Source organism: Actinomadura gamaensis (genome assembly GCF_042652125.1).
GTDB classification, from domain to species: domain Bacteria; phylum Actinomycetota; class Actinomycetes; order Streptosporangiales; family Streptosporangiaceae; genus Spirillospora; species Spirillospora gamaensis.
Genome location: NZ_JBHSIT010000003.1, coordinates 807,179 through 826,667 on the forward strand (window position 1 = coordinate 807,179; position 19,489 = coordinate 826,667).

Consider the following 19,489-nt stretch of genomic DNA (forward strand, 5'->3'; position numbering starts at 1 on the left):
GCCCCCCAGGGAGGACGCCCATGCTCGAAGGTCTGCGGATCGTCGAGGTGTCGAGCTTCGTCGCCGCGCCCCTCGGCGGCATGACGCTCGCCCAGCTCGGCGCGGACGTGGTCCGGATCGATCCGCTCGGCGGCGCGGCCGACACCGCGCGCTGGCCGCTCGCGCCGTCCGGCACGAGCCTGTTGTGGACCGGCATGAACAAGGGCAAGCGGTCGGTCACGGTCGACTTCCGCTCACCGGACGGCCGCGACGTGGTGACCCGCCTCGCCGCCGACGCCGGGATCGTCCTCACCAACGCGGTCGGACGCGACTGGCTGTCCTACGAAGCGCTGCGCGAGGCACGTCCGGACCTGATCCTCCTCCAGGTCGAGGGCAGGCCGGACGGCGGCGCGGCGGTCGACTACACGGTGAACGCCGAGATCGGGTTCCCGCTGGTCACAGGCCCACCCGAGCACGCCGGGCCGGTCTCGCACGTGCTGCCCGCCTGGGACGTGGCGTGCGGCCTGTACGCGGCCGTCGGCCTCCTCGCCGCCGAACGCCGCCGCTCCCGGACGGGCGAGGGCGCGCACATCCGGCTTCCGCTCTACGACGTGGCGCTCGCGACGGCGGGCAACCTCGGGCTGCTCGCCGAGGCGCAGCTCGGTGTCGAGCGCGAGCGCATCGGCAACTACCTCTACGGCGGTTTCGGGCGCGACTTCGCCCTCGCCGACGGCGGCCGGGTCATGGTCGTCGCGCTGACCGGACGGCACTTCACCGACCTCTGCGAGATCACCGGCATGGCCGGGACGGTCGGCGAACTCGGCCGCCTCCTGCGCGCCGACTTCGCCGTGGACGGCGACCGCTACCGGCACCGCGAGGCGCTCGCCGCGCTGTTCGCGCCCTGGTTCGCCGAGCGGACGCTGCCCGAGGCGGAGGAGGCGCTGAAGACCTGCTCGGTGCTGTGGGCCCCCTACCGCCGCTTCACCGACCTCGACCTCGCCGCGAGCGAGCTCATGGACGAGGTCGAGCAGCCGGGCGTGGGACGCGTCCGCGTGCCCGCGTCCCCCCTGAACACCGGAGCCGGGCGGCGGCGGGCCGCGCCCGCGCCGCGGCTCGGCGAGCACACGGCCGAGGTCCTCGCCGGTCTCGGGCTCGACCCGGCCGGCCTACGCGCGAAGGGAGTCGTGGCGTGATCGACATCCGGGACTGGAACCCGTCCCCGCACGAGACCACCGAGATCCTCCAGCCCGGACCCGCCCACGGCCTGGCCGGCCTGCTGGGCGCGCCGTTCGACGGCGAGGAGCTGCCGCCGCTCTGGCAGTGGCTGTACTTCCTGGAGCGCCCGCCGCAGGCGGTGCTCGGACCGGACGGGCATCCCGCCGAGGGACGCTTCCTGCCGCCCATCCCGAACCGACGCCGGATGTTCGCCGGGGGCCGGTTCCTCCAGCGCGAGCCGCTGCGCGTCGGCGACACCGTGACCCGCCGGGACGAGCTGGTCGAGGCGAAGATCAAGCACGGCAGGTCCGGCGAGCTGCTGTTCGTGACCGTCCGGCAGACGTTCCTGCGGGACGGCCAGAAGATCGCGGTCGAGGAGCAGGACCTCATGTACCGCAGCGGCGCGCCCGACTCGGCGCAGCCCGAGCCGTCCTACAAGGAGCCCGTCCTCCAGAAGGCGCCGTGGCGGAGCACGTTCATCGCCGACCCGGTGCTGCTGTTCCGGTTCAGCGCCCTCACCTACAACGCGCACCGCATCCACTACGACGAGGACTACGCGACCAACGTCGAGGGGCACGCGGGGCTGGTCGTCCACGGGCCGCTGCTGGCGATCCTGCTGCTGGAGCTGCCGCGCCAGGCCGGGCACAAGGTCACCGAGTTCTCGTTCCGGGCGCGTCACCCCGTCTACGCGGGCCAGCCGGTCGCGATCGCGGGGCATCCGGACGGCGAGCTGGCCGTGATCGCGGCGGCGTACGCGTCGGGGCCGGTGTCCGCGGTGACCGCGACCTTCTCGTAGGGTGCCGCTGTAAGCGGACACTTGCGGACGGCGCGCGTTGTGCGCGCGACGTGCGGGCGGCGGGAGGACGGGCGATGGGACGGTTGCAGCAGACGTTCGGCCTGACGGACGAGCAGCGCGAGATCGTCGCGACCGTCCGCGCGTTCGTGGACCGGGAGATCCTGCCCGTCGCGACCGAGCTGGAGCACGCCGACGCCTATCCCGAGGAGATCGTCGCCGGGATGCGGAGGCTCGGCCTGTTCGGGCTGACGATCCCGGCCGAGTACGGCGGGCTCGGCGAGTCGCTGCTCACCTACGCGCTCGTCGTGGAGGAGCTGTCGCGCGGCTGGATGAGCGTGTCCGGCATCGTCAACACGCACTTCATCGTCGCCTGGATGATCGCGCAGCACGGCACCGACGCGCAGCGCGCGCACTACCTGCCGCGCATGGCGGCCGGGGAGGTGCGCGGCGCGTTCTCGATGTCGGAGCCCGGCTGCGGCTCGGACGTCGCGGCGTTGCGGACCCGCGCCGTCCCGGACGGGGACGGCTACCTGATCACCGGGCAGAAGATGTGGCTGACCAACGGCGGCACGTCCCACCTGGTCGCGACGCTGGTCAAGACCGACCCGGACGCCGGGCACCGCGGCATGACCACCTTCCTGGTCGACAAGGAGCCCGGCTTCGGCGAGGTCGCGCCGGGGCTGACCGTCCCCGGAAAGATCGAGAAGATGGGGTACAAGGGCGTCGACACGACCGAGCTGCTGTTCGACTCCTACCGGATCCCGGCCGCGCAGATCCTCGGCGGCGCGCCGGGGCGCGGCTTCTACCAGATGATGGACGGCGTGGAGGTCGGCCGCGTCAACGTCGCCGCCCGCGCCTGCGGCGTCGCCCGCCGCGCCTACGAGCTGGCCGCCGGGTACGCGCGCCGCCGCGAGACGTTCGGCAAGCCGATCGCCGAGCACCAGGCCGTGCTGTTCCGGCTGGCCGAAATGGCCACCAAGGTCGAGGCCGCGCACCAGATGACGGTCATGGCCGCCCGCCGCAAGGACGGCGGCGACCGCAACGACCTGGAGGCCGGGATGGCCAAGTACCTGGCGGGGGAGTACTGCAAGGAGGTCGTCGAGGACGCCTTCCGCATCCACGGCGGGTACGGCTACTCCAAGGAGTACGAGATCGAGCGCCTGTACCGCGAGGCGCCGATGCTGCTGATCGGCGAGGGCACCGCCGACATCCAGAAGATGATCATCGGCCGCCGCCTCCTCGCCGACGGCTGACCGCCCGCCGGGCGGCGCACGAGCGGGGGCGGCCCGTGGGGCGGGAGGTAGCGCGCGGGCGGGGGGCGTCGCGTGGGCCGGAGGTAGTGCGCGGGCGAGGGGCGCGCGGGCGGAGGGTGGCGCGCGAGCAGGGGGCTAGGCTGGGCGCATGTCCGAAACGTCCCTCGATCCGGACGCGCGCCGCCGGGCCGGCCTGCGCGAGTTCCTGCGCACCCGGCGCGCCCGGCTCACGCCCGCCGACGTCGGCATGCCGGACGGCGGGAGCCGCCGCCGCACCCCCGGCCTGCGCCGCGAGGAGGTCGCCGTGCTCGCCGGGGTCGGGGTGTCCTGGTACACCTGGCTGGAGCAGGGCCGCGACATCAAGGTCTCCGAGGACGTCTTGGACGCGATCGCGCGGGCGCTGCGCCTCGACGGCGCCGAGCGCGAGCACCTCTACCTGCTCGCCGGGCTGAACCCGCCGCGCCGGGAGCCCGCCGCGGCCGTCCCGGTGTCGCCGGAGCTGCGCCGGGTGCTGGACGCCTGGTCGCCGCGTCCCGCCTACATCCAGGACCGGCACTGGGATTTCCAGGCCGTGAACGACGCCGCGCGCGTGGTGTTCGGCTACGGCGAGAGCGACCACAACTGCCTGGTCAGCTACTTCACGAACGCCCGCTTCCGGACGGCCAACACGCTCTGGGGTCGGAACGCGCCGGGCGTCGTCGGCCGGTTCCGCGCGGACATGGCCCGCTACCCGGACGATCCGGAGTTCGCGCGCATCGCGTCCGATCTCGCCGCCGTGAGCCCCGAGTTCGCCGAGCTGTGGGAGCGGCACGACGTGAGCACGGGCGCGGAGGCGACCAAGGCGATCCGGCATCCGGAGGTCGGCGAGATGGTCTTCGACGCCACGCTGCTGCCGCTGCCGGACCGTCCGGGCCTCAACCTCGTGCTGCACAACCCGCGTCCCGAGACCGGCACGGCCGAGCGGCTGGAGCGCCTGATGCGCGGCGGCCCGCGCCTGGTGGAGGCCGGCTGACCGCCCGAGGCCGGCCGTGAGGGTGGTGGTGCCACACCCAGGATGAGCCGACACTGCTCCGTCCGCCCGCCCGGCGGCAGGCTTGCGGGCATGACGAAGCGATTCACGAACAAGACGGCCCTGGTCACCGGCGGCACGAGCGGCATGGGTCTCGCCACGGCCCGGCTGCTGCTGGACGAGGGCGCGCACGTGGTGATCACCGGCCGCGACCGGGAGCGCCTGGACGCCGCCGCCGGCACGCTGGATGCGGGCGACCGGCTCCTGACCGTCCGCGCGGACGCCGCGAACGTCGCCGACCTCGACGCCCTCGCGAGCCGCGTCCGCGACCGGTTCGGACGGCTCGACGTCGTGTTCGCCAACGCGGGCGCCGGGGTCTTCCAGCCGAGCGCCGAGGTCACCGAGGAGGACTTCGACCGCATCGTCGGCGTGAACTTCAAGGGCGTCTACTTCACGATCCAGAAGGCCGTGCCGCTGATGACCGGCGGCGGCGCGATCGTGATCAACGCGTCCTGGACGCTGTACCGGGGGATGGCCCCGGCGTCGGTGTACTCGGCGTCCAAGGCGGCCGTGCACAACCTCGCCCGGACGCTCTCCGCCGACCTCGCCCCTCGGCGCATCCGGGTCAACTCGGTCAGCCCGGGCTTCATCGACACCCCGATGTTCCGCGGCGCGGCGTCGACCGACGAGCAGGCCGCGGTCCACGCGGCGCAGACCGTCGCCGGGCGGCTCGGGACGTCCGAGGACGTCGCGCGGGCCGTCGCCTTCCTCGCCTCCGACGACGCGTCCTACATCGTCGGCCAGGACATCGTCGTGGACGGCGGCCTGGTCTCGTCCATCCCCGCCTGACCCTTCCCCCGAGAACCTCCGAAAGGACCCGCACGATGAAGGCCATCACCATTCCCGAGTTCGGCGACGCGGACGTGCTGCGCCTCGACGACGTCGAGGCGCCCGAACCAGGGCCCGGCCAGGTGTCGATCGACGTGGACTACGCGGGCGCCAACTTCGCCGAGGTCCTCTACCGCCGCGGCATCGCGGACGTGCCGCTGCCGTTCGTGCCCGGCATCGAGGTCTCCGGACGGATCCGGGCGCTCGGCGCGGGCGTCGAGGGCCTGCGCGTCGGCGAGCCCGTCGCCGCGCTGACGATCGTGGACGGCGGCGGGTACGCCGAGGTCGCCGTCACCTCCGCCGGTCTGGTCGCGCCTCTGAACGGGCTGGACCCGAAGGTCGCGGCGGGTGTTCCGTCCAACAGCACCACCGCCTTCCTCGTGCTCGACCGGCTCGCGCGGATCGCGCCCGGCGAGCGGGTGCTCGTCCACGCCGCCGCCGGGGGAGTGGGCAGCCAGCTCGTGCAGGCCGCTCGGCTGCTGGGCGCGGGCACGGTCGTCGGGACGGTCGGCAGCGAGGCCAAGGTCCAAACCGTCCGCGACTTGGGCGTGGAGCACGTCGTGCTGCGCGATGAGCTGCCCGGACGCGTCGCCGAGCTGACCGCTGAAAACGGCTTCGACATCATCGCGGACATGGTCGGCGGCCCGGCGCGGCGCGCGAGCCTCGACGCGCTCGCCCAGTTCGGACGGCTCGTCGTGATGGGCAACGCGTCCGGCTCGGACGACGTGCCCCTGTCGCCGAACGAGCTGTGGCTCACCAACAAGACCGTCTCGGGCTTCAACCTCGCGGCGTTCAGCGCGCTGTATCCGGCCGAGGCGGGCCGCGCCCTCCGCCGCGCAGTCGCGGCCGTCGCGTCCGGTGATCTGCGGGTGGCGGTGGAGGAGATGCCGCTGGAGAAGGCGGCCGAGGCGCACCGCCGGATCGAGTCCGGGACGACGACGGGCAAGCTCGTCCTCGCGGTGCGGCCCTGAACGCCGTTGACAGCGGGCGGGCCGCGTCCCTACCGTCTTTTGGATAATAAAGTTTCCTAAAAGAACGGGAGTGGCCGTGGGGCTCCGGACGACGACGACCGAGACCGGAGCCGGGGCGGCGGGGAAGCCCGAAGGGCTGTTCTCGGGCGCCTACGCGGCCGCCGCCACCGCGTTCACGGCGCTGACCGTGCTCACCGGCCTCTCCGGGTTCGCCGTCGTCCCGACGCTGCCGGTCGCGGCCCGCGCGCTCGACGGGCTGTGGCTGTATCCGCTGGTGGCGAGCGCCTTCGTGGCGGCCGGCCTGGTCGGCGGGGTGCTCGGCGGCGCCTGGTCGGACCGGTCCGGGCCGGGCCGCCCGCTCGCGGCGGGACTCCTCCTCGCGATCGCGACCCTGGTGGTCTCCGGCACGGCCGGGACGATCTGGCAGCTCGCAGCGGGCCGCTTCCTGGACGGCCTGGCCGCCGGGATGATCGTGGTGGCCACCAACGCGGCGATCGGGCAGACCTTTCCGGACCATCTGCGGCCCCGCGCGCTCGCGCTGATGTCCGCCTGCTGGGTCGGCCCCTCGCTCGCCTGCCCGCCGCTCGCCGGGCTGGTCGTCTCCTGGTGGTCGTGGCGCTGGGTCTTCCTCGGCCTCGCGGTGCTGACGGTGGTGCCCGGCGTGCTGGTGGTCGTCCTGCTGCGGAGGCTCCCGCGCCCCGAGGAGCCGATCGGAAACGAGGGGCCCGGCCTGCTCGTCGCGGTCGCGGTGAGCGTCGGCGCGGGGCTCGGGCAGTACGCGCTGTCGGGGCGGAGCGTGGTTCATCTGGCCTGCGGGATCGGGGCCGTCGCGGTCATCGGCGCGTTCGTGCGGCGCATGGTGCCGCCGGGCGCGTGGCGGGCCGCCTCCGGGCTGCCCGCGACCGTCCTGCTCAACGGCCTGGCGGCGGGGACGTTCTTCACGCTGGAGACCATGGTCCCGCTGATCCTGAACCTGGACGGACGCGTGCCGCCCGCCCTCGCCGGGCTCGCCTTCACCGGCTCGGCCGTCGCCTGGGCGGCGTCCTCGTGGGCGCAGAGCCGGTGGCTCGCCGGACGGCCCCGGCACCTGCTCGTCGCGGCGGGCGCGTCACTGCTCGGCGTCGCGACCGGGGGCGCGGCGGCGGCGATGGCGCTCGGCCTGCCCGCGTGGATCCCGGCGGTCGCGCTGGGCGTCGCGGCCGTGGGCATGGGCACGGCCGTCCCGACCCTCACCGTGCTGGCGCTCGCGCACGCGCCGTCCGGACGGACCGGTTACGCGGGCGGCGCGATGATGACGGCCCAGAACCTCGGCCAGATCGGCATCCTCGCGCTCGGCTCCGCGCTGCTCGGCACGGTCGCGTCGGACGTGGCGGCGGGAGCCGTCCCGCTGACGCGCTTCGGCCCCGCGCTGGGCGTGCTGGTCGTGCCGAGCCTGCTGATCGTCATGCTCGCGACGCGCGCTCGCTCGGCGCCGGCCGACTGAGCGCGGGCTGACCAGGGACGGGCTGGTCGTGGGTGGGCTGGTCGTGGGTGGGCTGGGCGTGGGCGGCCCGCGCGAGCGCGAGCATCTCGTCCAGCGACCACTGGTCGTTCGCGTGCGCGCCGAGCCTGCTGGCGAGGACCGTGCCGTCCGGGGCGATGAGGAAGTCGCCCGGCAGCCCGAGCCGTCCGCCCGTCGGACGCGACCTGGGGAGCGGGTCGCGGCGCAGCAGGCCGGTGACGACCGCGCGGACGATCGCCGGCCACACGCGCGGGTCGAGCAGCGCGCGCGGCCGGGACTCGACGCCGAACGCGACGTAGAGCTCGCGGCCCGGGTCGGGGATCACGTCGAACGGCAGCTCGGCGACGTGCTCGCGCAGCTCGTCCGCGGGCGCGTGGAACACCGCGACCTCGCGGACGCCCGCCGCCTCGATCTCGGCGTGCCGGACGGCGAACGAGCGCAGGTGCAGGTTGCAGATCGGGCAGCCCGCGAAGCGCCGGAACTGCAGGTGGACGATCCGTTCCGGGTCCGGAACGCGGACCGGGTCCCCGGTCACGGACGTCAGGTCGTAGGTGCGCACGGCGCTTCCCTCCCGTAGGTGTACGGCATACACCTACGAGGGTAGGCGTATGCCGTACGCTGTCAAGGCCATGCCGCGTCCACGGTCCCTCACCCAGCCGCAGCTCGCCGCCGCGGCGCTCGCCGTCATCGACCGCGACGGCCTCGCGGCCCTGTCCATGCGCGCCGTCGCGAAAGAGCTCGGGATGAGCACGATGGCGCTCTACCGCTACGTGGACGGCCGCGAGGAACTCGAAGGGCTCGTCGTCGAACGCGTCCTGTCGGGCGTGGACACCGCGCCGCCGCCGGACGGCCCGTGGCGCGAGCGCCTCGCCGCGCTCGTGGAACGGATCCGCCTCGCGGTGGCCGCGCATCCCGAGGCGATCCCGCTGACGCCCGCCCACCGGCACCGCTCGCCGGCGCTGCTGCGCTGGTCGGAGACCGTCCTCGGCGTCCTCGCGGACGCCGGTTTCGGGGGAGACGCGCGCATCATCGCCCTGCGCGGCGTGACCGCCTACATCATCGGCGCGATCCAGCTCGAACACCTCGGCCCGCTGTCCGGGCCGGGCACCGACGTGATCGCCGCGCTGCCGGACGACGAGTTCCCCCGCATGGCGGCGGCCGGACGGCGCGCCCGCGAGATCTCCTCGCACGAGGAGTTCCGGCGCGGCCTCGACCTGATCCTCGACGGCATCGAGAAGACCCGCTGATCGGCGCCCGCCCGGCCCCGGCCGTCAGCGCACCAGGTAGGACGGCTGCCGCGCCAGCACCTCGGCCGCCTGCCGGACGATCCCGCCGATCAGTTCCGCGCAGTCCGGCAGGTCGTCGATCACCGCGACGACCTGCCCGGACGCCATCACGCCCAGGTCCGGACGGCCGTCCACCATCGCCGCCTTGAGCAGCATCGGCGTGTTCGCGGCCATGAGCACCTGCGACCACGACAGGTCCTTGCCGTGCTTCATCGCCCGGCCGTCCGCGATCATCGCCCGCCACGACATCCCGGAGATCTTCCTGAACCGGGCCGCGTTCCGCAGCGCCCGGACGAGCCCCGACACCCGGCCCGCGCCCTCCAGCTCCTTCACCAGGTCGCTGCGCAGGACGCGGTGCGGCATCCCGTCCACCTGCCGCGTCACGACGGTCTCGGACATGCCGAGGTAGACCTTCTTCACCTCGTCCGGGACGGAGCTGTCGGACGTCAGCAGGAACCGCGTGCCCATCGCGACCCCGGCCGCGCCGTACGCCAGCGCGGCGGCGAGCCCGCGCCCGTCGAAGAAGCCGCCCGCCGCGATGACCGGGATGTCCACGGCGTCCACGACCTGGGGGAGCAGCAGCGTCGTCGCGACCGGCCCGGTGTGGCCGCCGCCCTCGCCGCCCTGGACGAGCACCGCGTCCGCGCCCCAGGCCGCGACCTTCTCCGCGTGCCGCCGCGCCCCGACCGAGGGGATCACCACGACGCCCGCGTCCTTGAGCTTCGCGATCAGCTCCGGCCGGGGCGCGAGCGCGAACGAGGCGACCTTGACGCCCTCCCGGATCATCAGGTCGATCCGGTCGCCGGCGTCGCCCGCGTCCGCGCGGAGGTTCACGCCGAACGGCGCGTCCGTGCGGTCCTTCACCTCGTGGACGGCCAGCCGCAGCTCGTCCAGCGTCATCGTCGCCGACGCGAGGACGCCGAGGCCGCCCGCGTTCGCGACCGCCGACACCAGGCGCGGCCCGGCGACCCAGCCCATCCCGGTCTGCACGACCGGATGCCGCACGCCGACCAGCCGGGTCAGCGGCGTGTCGAGGACCCGATCCGGCCCCGCGACCCGGTCCGGCCCGGTGACCCGGTCCGGCCCGGTCACGCCGGGACCTCGCGCTCGCGCAGGCTCTTCGGGTCCAGCACCTCGCGCATGATCCGCAGCTCCTCGGCGGACGGCGCGCGCGTCTCGGGCACCTGGTCGGGGATCACCAGCTCGAACCCGGTCGCCTCCACGACGTCCGCGACGCGCACGCCCGGATGGACGGTCCGCAGCCGCATCCGGTGGTCGGGCGTCGCGAAGTCGAGCACGCACAGGTTGGTGACCACGCCGCGGATCTCGTGCGCGCCCCGGTCCCAGCCGATGCCGCTCACGAAGTCGACCTGCTCGGTGAACACGCGCTTCGAATGCTTCGGCACCCAGTAGCTCGTCGGGTTCAGCCGCGTGTTGCCCGGCCCGCCGCGCGAGCCGAGCAGTTGCCGCGTCGGCCTCTCCCAGTCGCCGATCGCGGAGATGTTCGTGTTGCCGTACCGGTCGATCTGGCTCGGCCCCATGACGACGTGCCGCCGCCCGTTCAGCACGAGCCACAGGTGGTCGCGGAAGGTCAGCCAGCCCTCGATCTCCGTCGCGGCCGAGCCGAGCGGCGCCGGCTCGGCCGACAGCACCGGCCCGCCGTCGGTGGTCAGCAAGTCAGGTTCGAACGTCGCGCGGGCCAGCCGCGAGCCGAGCATCGGGACGAACCCGGCGACCGCCGCCGCCACGATCTCGCCGTCCCCGCGGAACAGCTCGGCGCAGGCGACGGCGCACACCTCGGCGCGGGTCGCCGTGACAGCAGTGCTCATCGGGAGGTCTCCTCTCGGAACGCCCGGACCGCGTCCTGGTAGGCGGCCTCGTCGCCGGACAGGAACCGCTCCCGGAACGCCGCCCACGCGGCGGGGTCGGCGGCGGACCTGGCGTAGAGCCGCTGGAACTCCTCGTCGCGTCCGTGGTCGGGCTCGCAGGTGGTGAAGTGCGCGCCGTTCGGCGTCTCCACGACCCCCGCGACGTGCGCCCGGCTGATCAGCAGCGACTGGAGCGGGCCCTCTTTCAGCAGGTCGGAGGTGTCGACGAGGCGCTCGCACGACACGTACGCCCGGTCGGCGGCCTTCACGAACAGGTCGTCCATGTACGGGTCGGGGCCGAGGTACTGCGCGTTGCCGCGCGCGTCGGCGCGGTTCATGTGCACGAGGGCGACGTCCATCGTGAGCGCGGGCACCGCGACCAGCTCCTCGTCCCCGTACGGCGACCGGACGGTCTTCAGCGACGGGTTCACGCGGAGCACGTCCGAGCCGAGGCCGGCGGGCGTCGGCAGGAACGGCAGGTGGTGCGACGCCGCGTACAGGCCGAACATGAACATGCCCTCGTCGTACTCGGTCAGCTCGATCGCGCCGTCCTGCCGGGCGGTGCGGAAGTGCGGCTCCAGCGGCACCGTGTCGAGCGTGACGAACGCGGCGACCAGGCGGCGGACCTTCCCCGCCGCGCACAGCAGCCCCACGTCCGGCCCGCCGTACGAGACGACCGTCAGGTCCCGCAGCGGCGAGCGGCAGATCGCGCGGACGAGCGCCATCGGCTTGCGCCGCGACCCCCAGCCGCCGATCCCGACCGTCATGCCGTCCGACAGCGACCCGACGATCTCGTCGATCGTCATCACCTTGGCCGCGGCCATCAGCGCGCTCCCTTCGCCGCGAACGCGTCGCGCGCGCGGTCGCCCGCGCCCATGAGGTTCAGCTCGAACGTGAAGCCCTGCTCGTACCGGTAGGACCGCCTCACATCGACCGGATCGATGCCGTTCAGCGACTCCTTCGCGCGGCGGATCACGTACCGGTCCTTCGCCGCGATGTCCTCGGCTACCTCCATCGCCTTGGCGCGCAGCTCCCCGGCCGGGACGACCTCCAGCACCGAGCCGAACCGGTGCAGCTCGTCCGCGGTCACGTTGCGGCAGGTGTAGACCATCGCCCGCATCAGGTGCTGCGGGACGAGCCGGGCCAGGTGGGTGGCCGCGCCGAGCGCGCCCCGGTCCACCTCGGGCAGCCCGAAGTAGGCGTCCTCGGACGCCACGACGACGTCGGCGTTGCCCGCCAGGCCGATCCCGCCGCCGAGGCAGAATCCGTGCACGGCCGCGACGACCGGCACCTCGCACTCGTAGACCGCCGCGAACGCGGCGAAGCAGCCCCGGTTCGCCCCCACCAGCGCGGCGTGGCCGTCGCTCTGCTGCATCTCCTTGATGTCGACGCCCGCGTTGAAGCCGCGGCCCTCGGCGCGCAGCACCACCGCGCCGACGGCGGGGTCGCGTCCGGCGGCGAGCAGCGCGTCCGCCAGCTCGAACCAGCCCGCCACGGTCAGCGCGTTCACCGGCGGCGCGGCGACCACGATCTCGGCGACCCCGGACCCGTGGGTCGTGGTGGAGACTCCCATGCGCTACCTTTCCACCAAACATTTGTTAGAACAGAAGGTAGCAGGGCACCGCCGGGAGGGCGCAATGTCACCGGAGACAGGGGACGCGGAGCGGCCGCGCCTGGACCTCAGCGGCCGGACGGCCGTCGTGACCGGCGGCGTGCGCGGCGTCGGCCTCGGCATCACCCGCGCGTTCCTCGCCGCGGGCGCGGACGTCGTCGCGGTCGCCCGGCACGAACCGGACGAGCTGCCCGAGGCGGACGGCCGCCGCGCCCGGTTCGCCGCCCTCGACGTCCGCGACCCGGACGCCGCCGAAGCGTTCGCCGCCGGACTCGACCGCGTGGACGTGCTCGTCAACAACGCGGGCGGGACGCCGTTCGGGCCGATCGCGGACGGCGACGTGCGCCGCCACATCAAGATCATCGAACTCAACCTGGTGTCCGCGCTGATCATGTCCCGGGCCGTGTACCCGGCGATGGCCGCGCGGGACGAGGGCGGCTCGATCATCATGATCGGCAGCGTCAGCGGCGTCCGTCCGTCGCCCGGGACCGCCGCCTACGGCGCGGCCAAGGCGGGCCTCGCCAGCCTCGCGACCAGCCTCGCCGTCGAGTGGGCCCCGAAGATCCGGGTCAACACCGTCACGCTCGGGATGGTCCGGACCGAGCAGTCGCACCTGCACTACGGCGGCGAGGACGGCATCGCGGCCGTCGCGGGAACCGTCCCGCTCGGCCGCCTCGCCGAACCCGCCGACGTCGGCGCGGCCTGCGTGTTCCTCGCCTCGCCGCTCGCGGGCTACGTCTCCGGCTCGTCCCTGCTGGTGCACGGCGGGGGAGAGCGCCCCGCCTTCCTGGACGCCGCCACCGTGAACCGCGACACCTGACCCCGCCTTACCGCACGCCCCCGGCCTGACCGGGTGACGGCGACCAGCCCGCGACCAGCCCGCGGCCAGCCACCGCGACCAGCCCCGGCGGCCCGCCATCCCGCCACCGCGACCGAGGAGTCGGAATGATCTGCAAGGACCGCGTCGTCATCGTCACCGGCGCCGGGCGCGGGCTCGGCCGCGCGCACGCGCTGGAGTTCGCCCGGCAGGGCGCGAAGGTCGTCGTCAACGATCTCGGCGTGGCGCGCGACGGCACCGGGGAGGCCGCGTCCGGCCCCGCGCAGGACGTCGTCGCCGAGATCGGGAAGCTCGGCGGCCGGGCCGTCGCGAGCCCGCACGACGTCGCCACCGAGGACGGTGCGAAGGCCCTGGTCGCGCTCGCCGTCGAGACGTTCGGCGGGCTGGACGTCCTGGTCAACAACGCCGGCTTCCTGCGCGACCGGATGCTGGTGAACCTCTCCGAGGACGAGTGGGACGCCGTCGTCCGCGTCCACCTCAAGGGCCACTTCCTGCCGCTCAAGCACGCGGGCCTGTACTGGCGCGCGCAGAGCAAGGCGGGCCGCGCGGTGGACGCCCGCGTCGTCAACACCTCGTCCGGCGCGGGACTGCTCGGCAGCGTCGGGCAGGGCAACTACTCGGCCGCGAAGGCGGGCATCGTCGGGCTGACGCTCGTCGCGTCCGCCGAGCTCGGCCGCTACGGCGTGACGGTCAACGCCATCGCGCCCGCCGCCCGGACCCGCATGACCGAGGAGGTGTTCGCGCAGACCATGGCGCGTCCAGCCGAGGGCGAGTTCGACGCCATGGCGCCGGAGAACGTGTCGCCGCTGGTCGTCTGGCTCGGCTCGGCCGGATCGCGCGGCGTCACCGGACGCGTCTTCGAGGCCGAGGGCGGCCGGATCTGCGTGATGGACGCCTTCAGGCACGGACCGTCGGTGGACCGGGGAGCGCGCTGGGACCCGGCCGAGGTCGGCGACGCCGTCACCGAACTGCTCGCCCGGGCCCCCGCCCCCGAACCCGTGTACGGCGCGTCCTAGGACCGGAACCTAGGACCGGAACCTAGGACCGGAACCTAGGACCGAGGCCTAGGACGCGTCGGTGGGCTCGGCCGTCTCCGGCAGGTCCGCGCCGAACGAGGCGGCGCCGATCAGCTCCAGGGCCGTCCGGCGGTTGAACGGCATGACCCGGCCCGCCTGGACGTCCCGCCACATCCGCTCGAAGGGCAGGGCGCGGGCCAGCCCGGCCCCGCCCACGACCTCGGCCAGCCGGTTCATGATCTCGATCGCGTTGCCGGTGCACACGGTCTTGACCATCGCGGCGCGCGCGACGAGCTCGCGCAGCGGCAGCTCGTCCGCGTGCCCCTCCTCGTCCTCGGCCGCGTGCCGGTACAGGACCGCGCGCGACGACTCCAGCAGCAGCTCGCACTCGGCCAGGACGTCCCGGACGAACCGGTCGTCCGCCCGGCCGTCCCGCTCGGCGAACCCGCGCGTCCACTCCATCCCGCCGAGCGCGACACCGGTGTAGACCGCGCCGAACGTCGGCTGCGCCCACCGGTGCAGCCCGCGCGCGAGACCTCCGTAATGGCCGGGCGGATAGGAGGCCAGCACCTGGTCGTCCGGGACGAACACGCCGTCCAGCTCCACGTCGTGGCTCTGCGTGCCGCGCATGCCGAGCGTGTTCCAGGTGCGGTGGACGCGGACGCCCGGCGTGTCGACCGGGATCGTGAACATCGTGATCATCGGTCTGCCGTCCGGCTCGTCGGTGCGCCTCGCCATGCTGAACATGTGCGTGGCGACCTCGATGTTCGTGCCGAAGGACTTGCGGCCGGTCAGCCGGTAGCCGCCGGGCACGCGCTCGGCCGCCGTCCGGGTGTCCAGGTACGGGTTGTGGACGCCGCGCTCGCTGTTCACCCCCGCGATCAGCACCCGGTCGGCCGCGGCCTCGCGCAGCAGCCACTCCAGCCGCTCGTTCCCCGAGGCCCGCCACGCGTCGGCGAGCAGGCCCAGCGCCGCGATGTGCATGTTCAGCGTGAGCCCGGTGGAGCCGTCGGCCGCGGCGAGCCGCTCCAGCATCGGGAACAGGTCGCCCGGCGCCGCTCCGCCGCCGCCCAGCTCGGCCGGGACCGACACCCGGTGCAGGCCCGCCTTCCGCAGCTCGGCGAAGCTCTCGAACGGATACCGGTTCTCCTCGTCGTAGCGCGCGGCCCGCTCGGCGATCGGGCCGGCCAGGCCCTCCGCGACCTCCGCGAGCTCCCGCTGCCGTGCCGTGCCGAACCGTCTCATGGGTCACCTCCCCGTCGCCGCCCACCGCCCATCCTGCGCGCGGACCCGCCGGACCGCCGGGACGGCGCCGGTCCGGTTCCGGCCAGGACGCGCGCGCGGGCGTCCGCGGCGAACCCGGATTCTTGATCACGCGTCGTAAGGGGCACGGCGCCGGTTCGTCCGGACGCCGGGTCGCTCGCGATCCGAAGGGGGACGGCTGCACGGTGATGGCCTCCGACCCGCCGCCGTCCGCGGAGCGGCGGCTCTCCCACGAGGGCACCACGGGCTTCCTCGCGGGCGGCGGCGTGCCCTGGAACCCCCGCCGCGCCGCCCGCCGCGGGCGTCCGCTCCTGCGCCGGGCCGCCGCCCTCGTGCTGGTCGCGGCGGTCGGGCTGGCGCTCGGCGCGGGCGTCTCGTCCGGCGCGCTCGGCCCGGCCGGACGCGCGCTCGGCAGGCTCATGGACTTCTACTGCGGGGTCGTCGCCCTGGTCGGGCTCTCGCTCGCGGTCATGGTCGGGCTGCTCGCCACCGGACGCGTCGTGCCGTCCCGGCACCGCCTCCGCGCCCAGATCGCGCATCGCGTGTTCGCGTTCGTCGCCGTGACGTCCTTGGCCGCGCACATCGCGACCCAGCTCGTCCGGCACCGGGTCGGCGTGCTCGCCTCGCTCGTCCCGGCCGGGACCGCCGGGCACCCGCTCAGCCTCGGGCTCGGCGTCGTCGCCTGCTACCTGATGGTGGTCGCGGTCGTCGGCGGCGTCGTGCGCGGCCGGTTCGCCGAGATCCGCCGTCCCTGGCTGTGGCGGCTGCTGCACCTGACCGCCTACGCCGCCTGGCCGGCGGCCGTCGCGCACGGCCTCACCTGCGGACGCCCCGCCGCCGTGTGGGTCACCGCGAGCTACCTGGCCTGCCTGAGCGCGGTCGCCGCCGGGACGGCCGTCCGGCCCCTGCTGCGCCCCGCCGAGTCGAGGAGGACGCCATGACGCCGGTCGCGCCGCCGGGTGCGCCATCGATCCCCGTCCGGCAGGTCGGCCCGCCGCGCCTCACCCTCGGCCTGGACGGGAACGTCCGGCTGGACCTGGACGCCCACCGGTCGCTGCACCCCGCGCCGGGACCGTGCACCGCCGACGCCCTGATCACGCTCGCCGAGGACGGACGCCTGCACGGACGCGGCGGCGCGGCGTTCCCGTTCGCCCGCAAGCTGCGCGCCGTCGCCGACGCGGCCGAGCGCCGCCGCAAGCGGACGGTCGTCGTGGTGAACGGCACCGAAGGCGAGCCGGGCAGCGCCAAGGACAAGGTCCTGCTGTGCCGCGCCCCGCACCTGGTGCTGGACGGCGCGGCCCTCGCGGCCACCGCGCTCGGCGCGCTGGAGATCGTCGTCGCGGTCACCGAGCCGTCCGCCGCCGCGTCGGTGGAGCTGGCGCTGCGCGAACGCGATCTGACGGCGCGGGCACGGGTCGTCCGGCTGCCGGAGCGGTTCATCACCGGCGAGAGCGGCGCGCTCGTGCGGGGCATCAACGGCAGGCGGCCCGTCCCGCCCGGACGCAAGGTCCGCGCGGCCAACCGAGGCGTGGACGGCCTGCCCACGCTGCTGTCCAACGCCGAGACCTACGCGCAGCTCGCCGTCCTCGCGGGCCTCGGCGCGCGCCGCTACCGCCGGGTCGGCACGCCGGACGAGCCGGGAACGGTCCTGCTCACCGTCACCGGGTCCGCCCGGTTCCCGGCCGTCGTCGAGACGCCGGCGGGCGCGCCGCTCGGCCACCTGCTGGACCTGTGCGGCGCGCGGGCGAGCGAGGGCGTGCTGGTCGGCGGCTACCACGGCGCGTGGCTGCGCGGCGAGGACGCCGTCCGGGCGCGGATCTCGCGGGACGGCATGGCGAAGGCCGGCGGCACGCTCGGCGCCGGGATCGTGATGCCGCTCGGCCGGGGCACCTGCCCGCTGGGCGAGTCCGCGCGGGTCGCGCGCTACCTGGCGGCCGAGTCGGCCGGGCAGTGCGGGCCGTGCCGCCTCGGGCTGCCCGACCTCGCCGCCGCGCTCGCCGACCTCGCGGCCGGGCGGGACGGGGAGGCCGCGGTCGCCGCCGCCCGCCGCGCCGCCCGCCTGACGGCCGGACGCGGCGCCTGCTTCCACCCCGACGGGACGGCCCGGTTCGTCCTGTCCACGCTGGAGGTGTTCGCCGACGACGTCGACCGGCACATCGCGTCCGGCGGCTGCGGACGGCCGGTGCGCGGCGTCCTGCCCGCCGATCCGGTGGAGGCGCGGCTGCGGCTGGAGGTGGACTGGAGCCGCTGCGACGGCCACGGCCTGTGCGCCGACCTGCTGCGCGGCACCGTCCGCATGGACGGCTACGGCTACCCGGTCATCCCGGACGAGCCCCTTCCGGCGGCGCTGGAACCGGCCGCGCGCAAGGCCGTCGCGATGTGCCCCGGTCTCGCGCTCCGGCTCGTCCCGCGGACGCCGCACAGCAAGCCGGGCAAACGCGTCCCCGCCCAGGCCGGCTGACGCCCGAAGACGGAAACCGGGAGCCGGTCAGGACGGCCGGTAGTAGGCGATGTAGCGGCCGACCTCGGCGCAGTACGCACGGTACTTCGGCGGCGGTCCCTTCGCGGCCACGACCTTCTGCGACGACGACCGGTAGGTCGCCGCGAGGTTCAGCGCGGGATCGCCCGGCACGTTCGCCAGGTCCTTCCCCCAGTAGCACAGGTAGCGGCCCATCGCCGGGATCGAGAGGTCGGGCGTGATGTCCTCGGGATGCGGTTCGGGGTTGTTCAGCCCGCCCGGCTGCCAGAACGTCAGCACGTGCGGCGTCCAGCGGGCGATGCCGTACTCGTCCTTCGCCGGATCGGACAGGTTCGGGTCGAAGTCGCTCTCCACCTTCAGCATCGCCGCGATCAGCGCGGGGCTCAGCCCCTTCAGCTCGCACCACGTCCCGGCCCGGACGATCAGCCTCCGGTACTGCACCGGGATGCCCCGGTCGGTGCGCAGCCACCGGCCGCCGGGATCGCCCGGCCCCGAGTCCCGCGAACCGGAGTGATGCCCGGAGCCGGAGCCCGCCCCGCCGGTGAGGGCGAGGACCGTCCCGCCCCCGGCGGCCGCGACCAGCGCGAGCGCCCCGCCCGCGAGCAGGAGCCGGCGGCGCGTCCGGCCGCGGCGGCGGGCGGGCCGGTTCCCGGGCAGCGGGTCGGTCTCGATCCTGCTCGTCGTGCGGGCCAGCGCCCGCTCGAACTCCAGGGCGCCGGGCCAGCGCCGGTCCCGGTCCTCGGCGAGGGCGCGCAGGACCACCGCGTCCACCACGGGCGGGACGCCCGGACGCAGCGCGCTGGGCGGCGGCGGGTTCTCGCGCGGCGGCTCGCCCGTCAGCAGGTGGTAGGTGAGCGCGCCGAGGCCGTACACGTCCGAGCGGTGGTCGGGCGCGCCGTCGATCACGGCCTGCTCGGGCGCCATGTAGCCGGGCGACCCGGCGGGCAGGGTGAGGCTGGACAGCCGGTCCCCGGTGCGCGCGATGCCGAGATCGGAGATCATCACCCGCTCGTCGCCGCCCGCCCCGGACCGCAGCAGGACGTTCGACGGCTTCAGGTCCCGGTGCACGACGCCCTCGGCGTGCAGGTCGGCGAGGCCGCGCGCGACCTCGCGGGCCAGCCGCAGCGCCTCGCTCACCGGTAGCGGCCCGGCGGCGAGCCGGTCCTCGACCGTGCCGCGGTCGGCGTAGGTCATCACGAAGTAGGGGCGGCCGTCCGGCAGCGTGCCGATGTCGAACACCTGGACGAGCCGGTGCGAGTCCACCCGGCGCAGCAGCCGCGCCTCCTGGACGAACCGCTCCCGGACGTCGTCCCGGCGGGCCCAGTGCTCGGCGAGGATCTTGATCGCCACCGGCGAGTTCAGCTCCGCGTCGTGGCCGAGCCACACCACGGCGAACGCGCCGGAGCCGAGGAGCCGGTCGATCCGGTACCTGCCGGCCGACGGAGGGGTCTCCATGGACGCCCATGATGCGCGATCGGACGGCCGCGCGTCAGGGGCTCGGCGATGATAAAGAGG

19 protein-coding genes are annotated in these 19,489 nt (G+C 74.7%); 12 read left to right on the forward strand and 7 right to left on the reverse strand.

Annotated elements, in window-relative coordinates; all coding sequences use genetic code 11:
* Nucleotides 1–20: 20 nt before the first annotated feature.
* From ACFPCY_RS13920 to ACFPCY_RS13950, 7 genes are all read left to right on the forward strand, one after another.
* The gene (locus ACFPCY_RS13920; protein WP_378255019.1) at nucleotides 21–1,172 is read left to right on the forward strand and encodes a CoA transferase; all 1,152 of its coding nucleotides are present in this window, start codon (nucleotides 21–23) and stop codon (nucleotides 1,170–1,172) included.
* Nucleotides 1,169–1,990, forward strand: a complete 822-nt coding sequence (locus ACFPCY_RS13925) for an HTD2 family dehydratase (protein ID WP_378255021.1) — start codon at nucleotides 1,169–1,171, stop codon at nucleotides 1,988–1,990. The genes ACFPCY_RS13920 and ACFPCY_RS13925 overlap by 4 nt, the downstream gene beginning before the upstream one ends.
* Before the next feature lie 74 nt (nucleotides 1,991–2,064).
* Nucleotides 2,065–3,243 (forward strand): acyl-CoA dehydrogenase family protein, encoded by a 1,179-nt coding sequence (locus tag ACFPCY_RS13930; RefSeq protein ID WP_378255023.1) that lies wholly within the window; start codon nucleotides 2,065–2,067, stop codon nucleotides 3,241–3,243.
* A gap of 148 nt (nucleotides 3,244–3,391) precedes the next feature.
* Nucleotides 3,392–4,255 carry a helix-turn-helix transcriptional regulator gene (locus ACFPCY_RS13935; RefSeq protein ID WP_378255025.1) on the forward strand — a complete coding sequence of 288 codons (864 nt, stop codon included), beginning with the start codon at nucleotides 3,392–3,394 and terminating at the stop codon, nucleotides 4,253–4,255.
* Between the two features lie 90 nt (nucleotides 4,256–4,345).
* Complete coding sequence (locus tag ACFPCY_RS13940; protein ID WP_378255027.1) at nucleotides 4,346–5,101, forward strand: glucose 1-dehydrogenase; 756 nt, start codon at nucleotides 4,346–4,348, stop codon at nucleotides 5,099–5,101.
* A 35-nt stretch (nucleotides 5,102–5,136) separates the two neighbouring features.
* Entirely contained in the window at nucleotides 5,137–6,111 is a 975-nt protein-coding gene (locus ACFPCY_RS13945) for a quinone oxidoreductase family protein (protein ID WP_378255029.1), read from the forward strand.
* A 70-nt stretch (nucleotides 6,112–6,181) separates the two neighbouring features.
* Nucleotides 6,182–7,594, forward strand: coding sequence for an MFS transporter (locus ACFPCY_RS13950; RefSeq protein WP_378255031.1), 1,413 nt, complete (start codon nucleotides 6,182–6,184; stop codon nucleotides 7,592–7,594).
* Here the strand turns inward: ACFPCY_RS13950 and ACFPCY_RS13955 are convergent.
* Nucleotides 7,554–8,171, reverse strand: coding sequence for a peroxiredoxin-like family protein (locus ACFPCY_RS13955; protein WP_378255034.1), 618 nt, complete (start codon nucleotides 8,169–8,171; stop codon nucleotides 7,554–7,556). The two genes, ACFPCY_RS13950 and ACFPCY_RS13955, sit on opposite strands and share 41 nt — an antisense overlap.
* Before the next feature lie 70 nt (nucleotides 8,172–8,241).
* Between ACFPCY_RS13955 and ACFPCY_RS13960 the strand changes: the two genes are divergently transcribed.
* The gene (locus ACFPCY_RS13960; RefSeq protein WP_378255036.1) at nucleotides 8,242–8,859 is read left to right on the forward strand and encodes a TetR/AcrR family transcriptional regulator C-terminal domain-containing protein; all 618 of its coding nucleotides are present in this window, start codon (nucleotides 8,242–8,244) and stop codon (nucleotides 8,857–8,859) included.
* A gap of 24 nt (nucleotides 8,860–8,883) precedes the next feature.
* Here the strand turns inward: ACFPCY_RS13960 and ACFPCY_RS13965 are convergent, their stop codons facing one another.
* Genes ACFPCY_RS13965 through ACFPCY_RS13980 form a run of 4 tightly spaced genes read right to left on the reverse strand, consistent with a single transcriptional unit; the run spans nucleotide 8,884 to nucleotide 12,339 of the window.
* Nucleotides 8,884–9,990, reverse strand: coding sequence for an NAD(P)H-dependent flavin oxidoreductase (locus ACFPCY_RS13965; RefSeq protein ID WP_378255038.1), 1,107 nt, complete (start codon nucleotides 9,988–9,990; stop codon nucleotides 8,884–8,886).
* On the reverse strand, nucleotides 9,987–10,727 hold the full coding sequence (locus ACFPCY_RS13970; RefSeq protein ID WP_378255040.1) for a CoA-transferase subunit beta: 741 nt from the start codon (nucleotides 10,725–10,727) through the stop codon (nucleotides 9,987–9,989). The genes ACFPCY_RS13965 and ACFPCY_RS13970 overlap by 4 nt, the downstream gene beginning before the upstream one ends.
* On the reverse strand, nucleotides 10,724–11,572 hold the full coding sequence (locus ACFPCY_RS13975; RefSeq protein WP_378255160.1) for a CoA transferase subunit A: 849 nt from the start codon (nucleotides 11,570–11,572) through the stop codon (nucleotides 10,724–10,726). The genes ACFPCY_RS13970 and ACFPCY_RS13975 overlap by 4 nt, the downstream gene beginning before the upstream one ends.
* A gap of 17 nt (nucleotides 11,573–11,589) precedes the next feature.
* Nucleotides 11,590–12,339, reverse strand: a complete 750-nt coding sequence (locus ACFPCY_RS13980; RefSeq protein ID WP_378255042.1) for an enoyl-CoA hydratase family protein — start codon at nucleotides 12,337–12,339, stop codon at nucleotides 11,590–11,592.
* A gap of 64 nt (nucleotides 12,340–12,403) precedes the next feature.
* On the opposite strand from ACFPCY_RS13980, the gene ACFPCY_RS13985 reads away from it, so the two are divergent.
* Nucleotides 12,404–13,198, forward strand: a complete 795-nt coding sequence (locus ACFPCY_RS13985; protein ID WP_378255044.1) for an SDR family oxidoreductase — start codon at nucleotides 12,404–12,406, stop codon at nucleotides 13,196–13,198.
* A gap of 125 nt (nucleotides 13,199–13,323) precedes the next feature.
* Entirely contained in the window at nucleotides 13,324–14,232 is a 909-nt protein-coding gene (locus ACFPCY_RS13990) for an SDR family oxidoreductase (protein WP_378255045.1), read from the forward strand.
* A gap of 48 nt (nucleotides 14,233–14,280) precedes the next feature.
* Here ACFPCY_RS13990 and ACFPCY_RS13995 read toward each other — a convergent pair whose 3' ends face one another.
* On the reverse strand, nucleotides 14,281–15,477 hold the full coding sequence (locus ACFPCY_RS13995) for an acyl-CoA dehydrogenase family protein (protein ID WP_378255047.1): 1,197 nt from the start codon (nucleotides 15,475–15,477) through the stop codon (nucleotides 14,281–14,283).
* Nucleotides 15,478–15,599: 122 nt separating this feature from the next.
* On the opposite strand from ACFPCY_RS13995, the gene ACFPCY_RS14000 reads away from it, so the two are divergent.
* Both ACFPCY_RS14000 and ACFPCY_RS14005 read left to right on the forward strand, forming a co-directional pair.
* Entirely contained in the window at nucleotides 15,600–16,436 is an 837-nt protein-coding gene (locus ACFPCY_RS14000) for a hypothetical protein (RefSeq protein ID WP_378255049.1), read from the forward strand.
* Entirely contained in the window at nucleotides 16,433–17,956 is a 1,524-nt protein-coding gene (locus tag ACFPCY_RS14005) for an NADH-ubiquinone oxidoreductase-F iron-sulfur binding region domain-containing protein (protein WP_378255051.1), read from the forward strand. The genes ACFPCY_RS14000 and ACFPCY_RS14005 overlap by 4 nt, the downstream gene beginning before the upstream one ends.
* Before the next feature lie 27 nt (nucleotides 17,957–17,983).
* Here ACFPCY_RS14005 and ACFPCY_RS14010 read toward each other — a convergent pair whose 3' ends face one another.
* The gene (locus ACFPCY_RS14010; RefSeq protein WP_378255053.1) at nucleotides 17,984–19,429 is read right to left on the reverse strand and encodes a serine/threonine-protein kinase; all 1,446 of its coding nucleotides are present in this window, start codon (nucleotides 19,427–19,429) and stop codon (nucleotides 17,984–17,986) included.
* Between the last annotated feature and the right edge of the window lie 60 nt (nucleotides 19,430–19,489).

What these genes read in the sequence shown, in the direction of transcription:
- ACFPCY_RS13920 (WP_378255019.1), top strand. Translation starts at nt 21, where the DNA reads ATGCTCGAAGGTCTGCGGATCGTCGAGGTGTCGAGCTTCGTCGCCGCG.
- ACFPCY_RS13930 (WP_378255023.1), top strand. Translation starts at nt 2,065, where the DNA reads ATGGGACGGTTGCAGCAGACGTTCGGCCTGACGGACGAGCAGCGCGAG.
- ACFPCY_RS13935 (WP_378255025.1), top strand. Translation starts at nt 3,392, where the DNA reads ATGTCCGAAACGTCCCTCGATCCGGACGCGCGCCGCCGGGCCGGCCTG.
- ACFPCY_RS13940 (WP_378255027.1), top strand. Translation starts at nt 4,346, where the DNA reads ATGACGAAGCGATTCACGAACAAGACGGCCCTGGTCACCGGCGGCACG.
- ACFPCY_RS13945 (WP_378255029.1), top strand. Translation starts at nt 5,137, where the DNA reads ATGAAGGCCATCACCATTCCCGAGTTCGGCGACGCGGACGTGCTGCGC.
- ACFPCY_RS13960 (WP_378255036.1), top strand. Translation starts at nt 8,242, where the DNA reads ATGCCGCGTCCACGGTCCCTCACCCAGCCGCAGCTCGCCGCCGCGGCG.
- ACFPCY_RS13970 (WP_378255040.1), bottom strand. Translation starts at nt 10,727, where the DNA reads ATGAGCACTGCTGTCACGGCGACCCGCGCCGAGGTGTGCGCCGTCGCC.
- ACFPCY_RS13975 (WP_378255160.1), bottom strand. Translation starts at nt 11,572, where the DNA reads ATGACGATCGACGAGATCGTCGGGTCGCTGTCGGACGGCATGACGGTC.
- ACFPCY_RS13980 (WP_378255042.1), bottom strand. Translation starts at nt 12,339, where the DNA reads ATGGGAGTCTCCACCACGACCCACGGGTCCGGGGTCGCCGAGATCGTG.
- ACFPCY_RS13985 (WP_378255044.1), top strand. Translation starts at nt 12,404, where the DNA reads ATGTCACCGGAGACAGGGGACGCGGAGCGGCCGCGCCTGGACCTCAGC.
- ACFPCY_RS13990 (WP_378255045.1), top strand. Translation starts at nt 13,324, where the DNA reads ATGATCTGCAAGGACCGCGTCGTCATCGTCACCGGCGCCGGGCGCGGG.
- ACFPCY_RS13995 (WP_378255047.1), bottom strand. Translation starts at nt 15,477, where the DNA reads ATGAGACGGTTCGGCACGGCACGGCAGCGGGAGCTCGCGGAGGTCGCG.
- ACFPCY_RS14005 (WP_378255051.1), top strand. Translation starts at nt 16,433, where the DNA reads ATGACGCCGGTCGCGCCGCCGGGTGCGCCATCGATCCCCGTCCGGCAG.
- ACFPCY_RS14010 (WP_378255053.1), bottom strand. Translation starts at nt 19,429, where the DNA reads ATGGAGACCCCTCCGTCGGCCGGCAGGTACCGGATCGACCGGCTCCTC.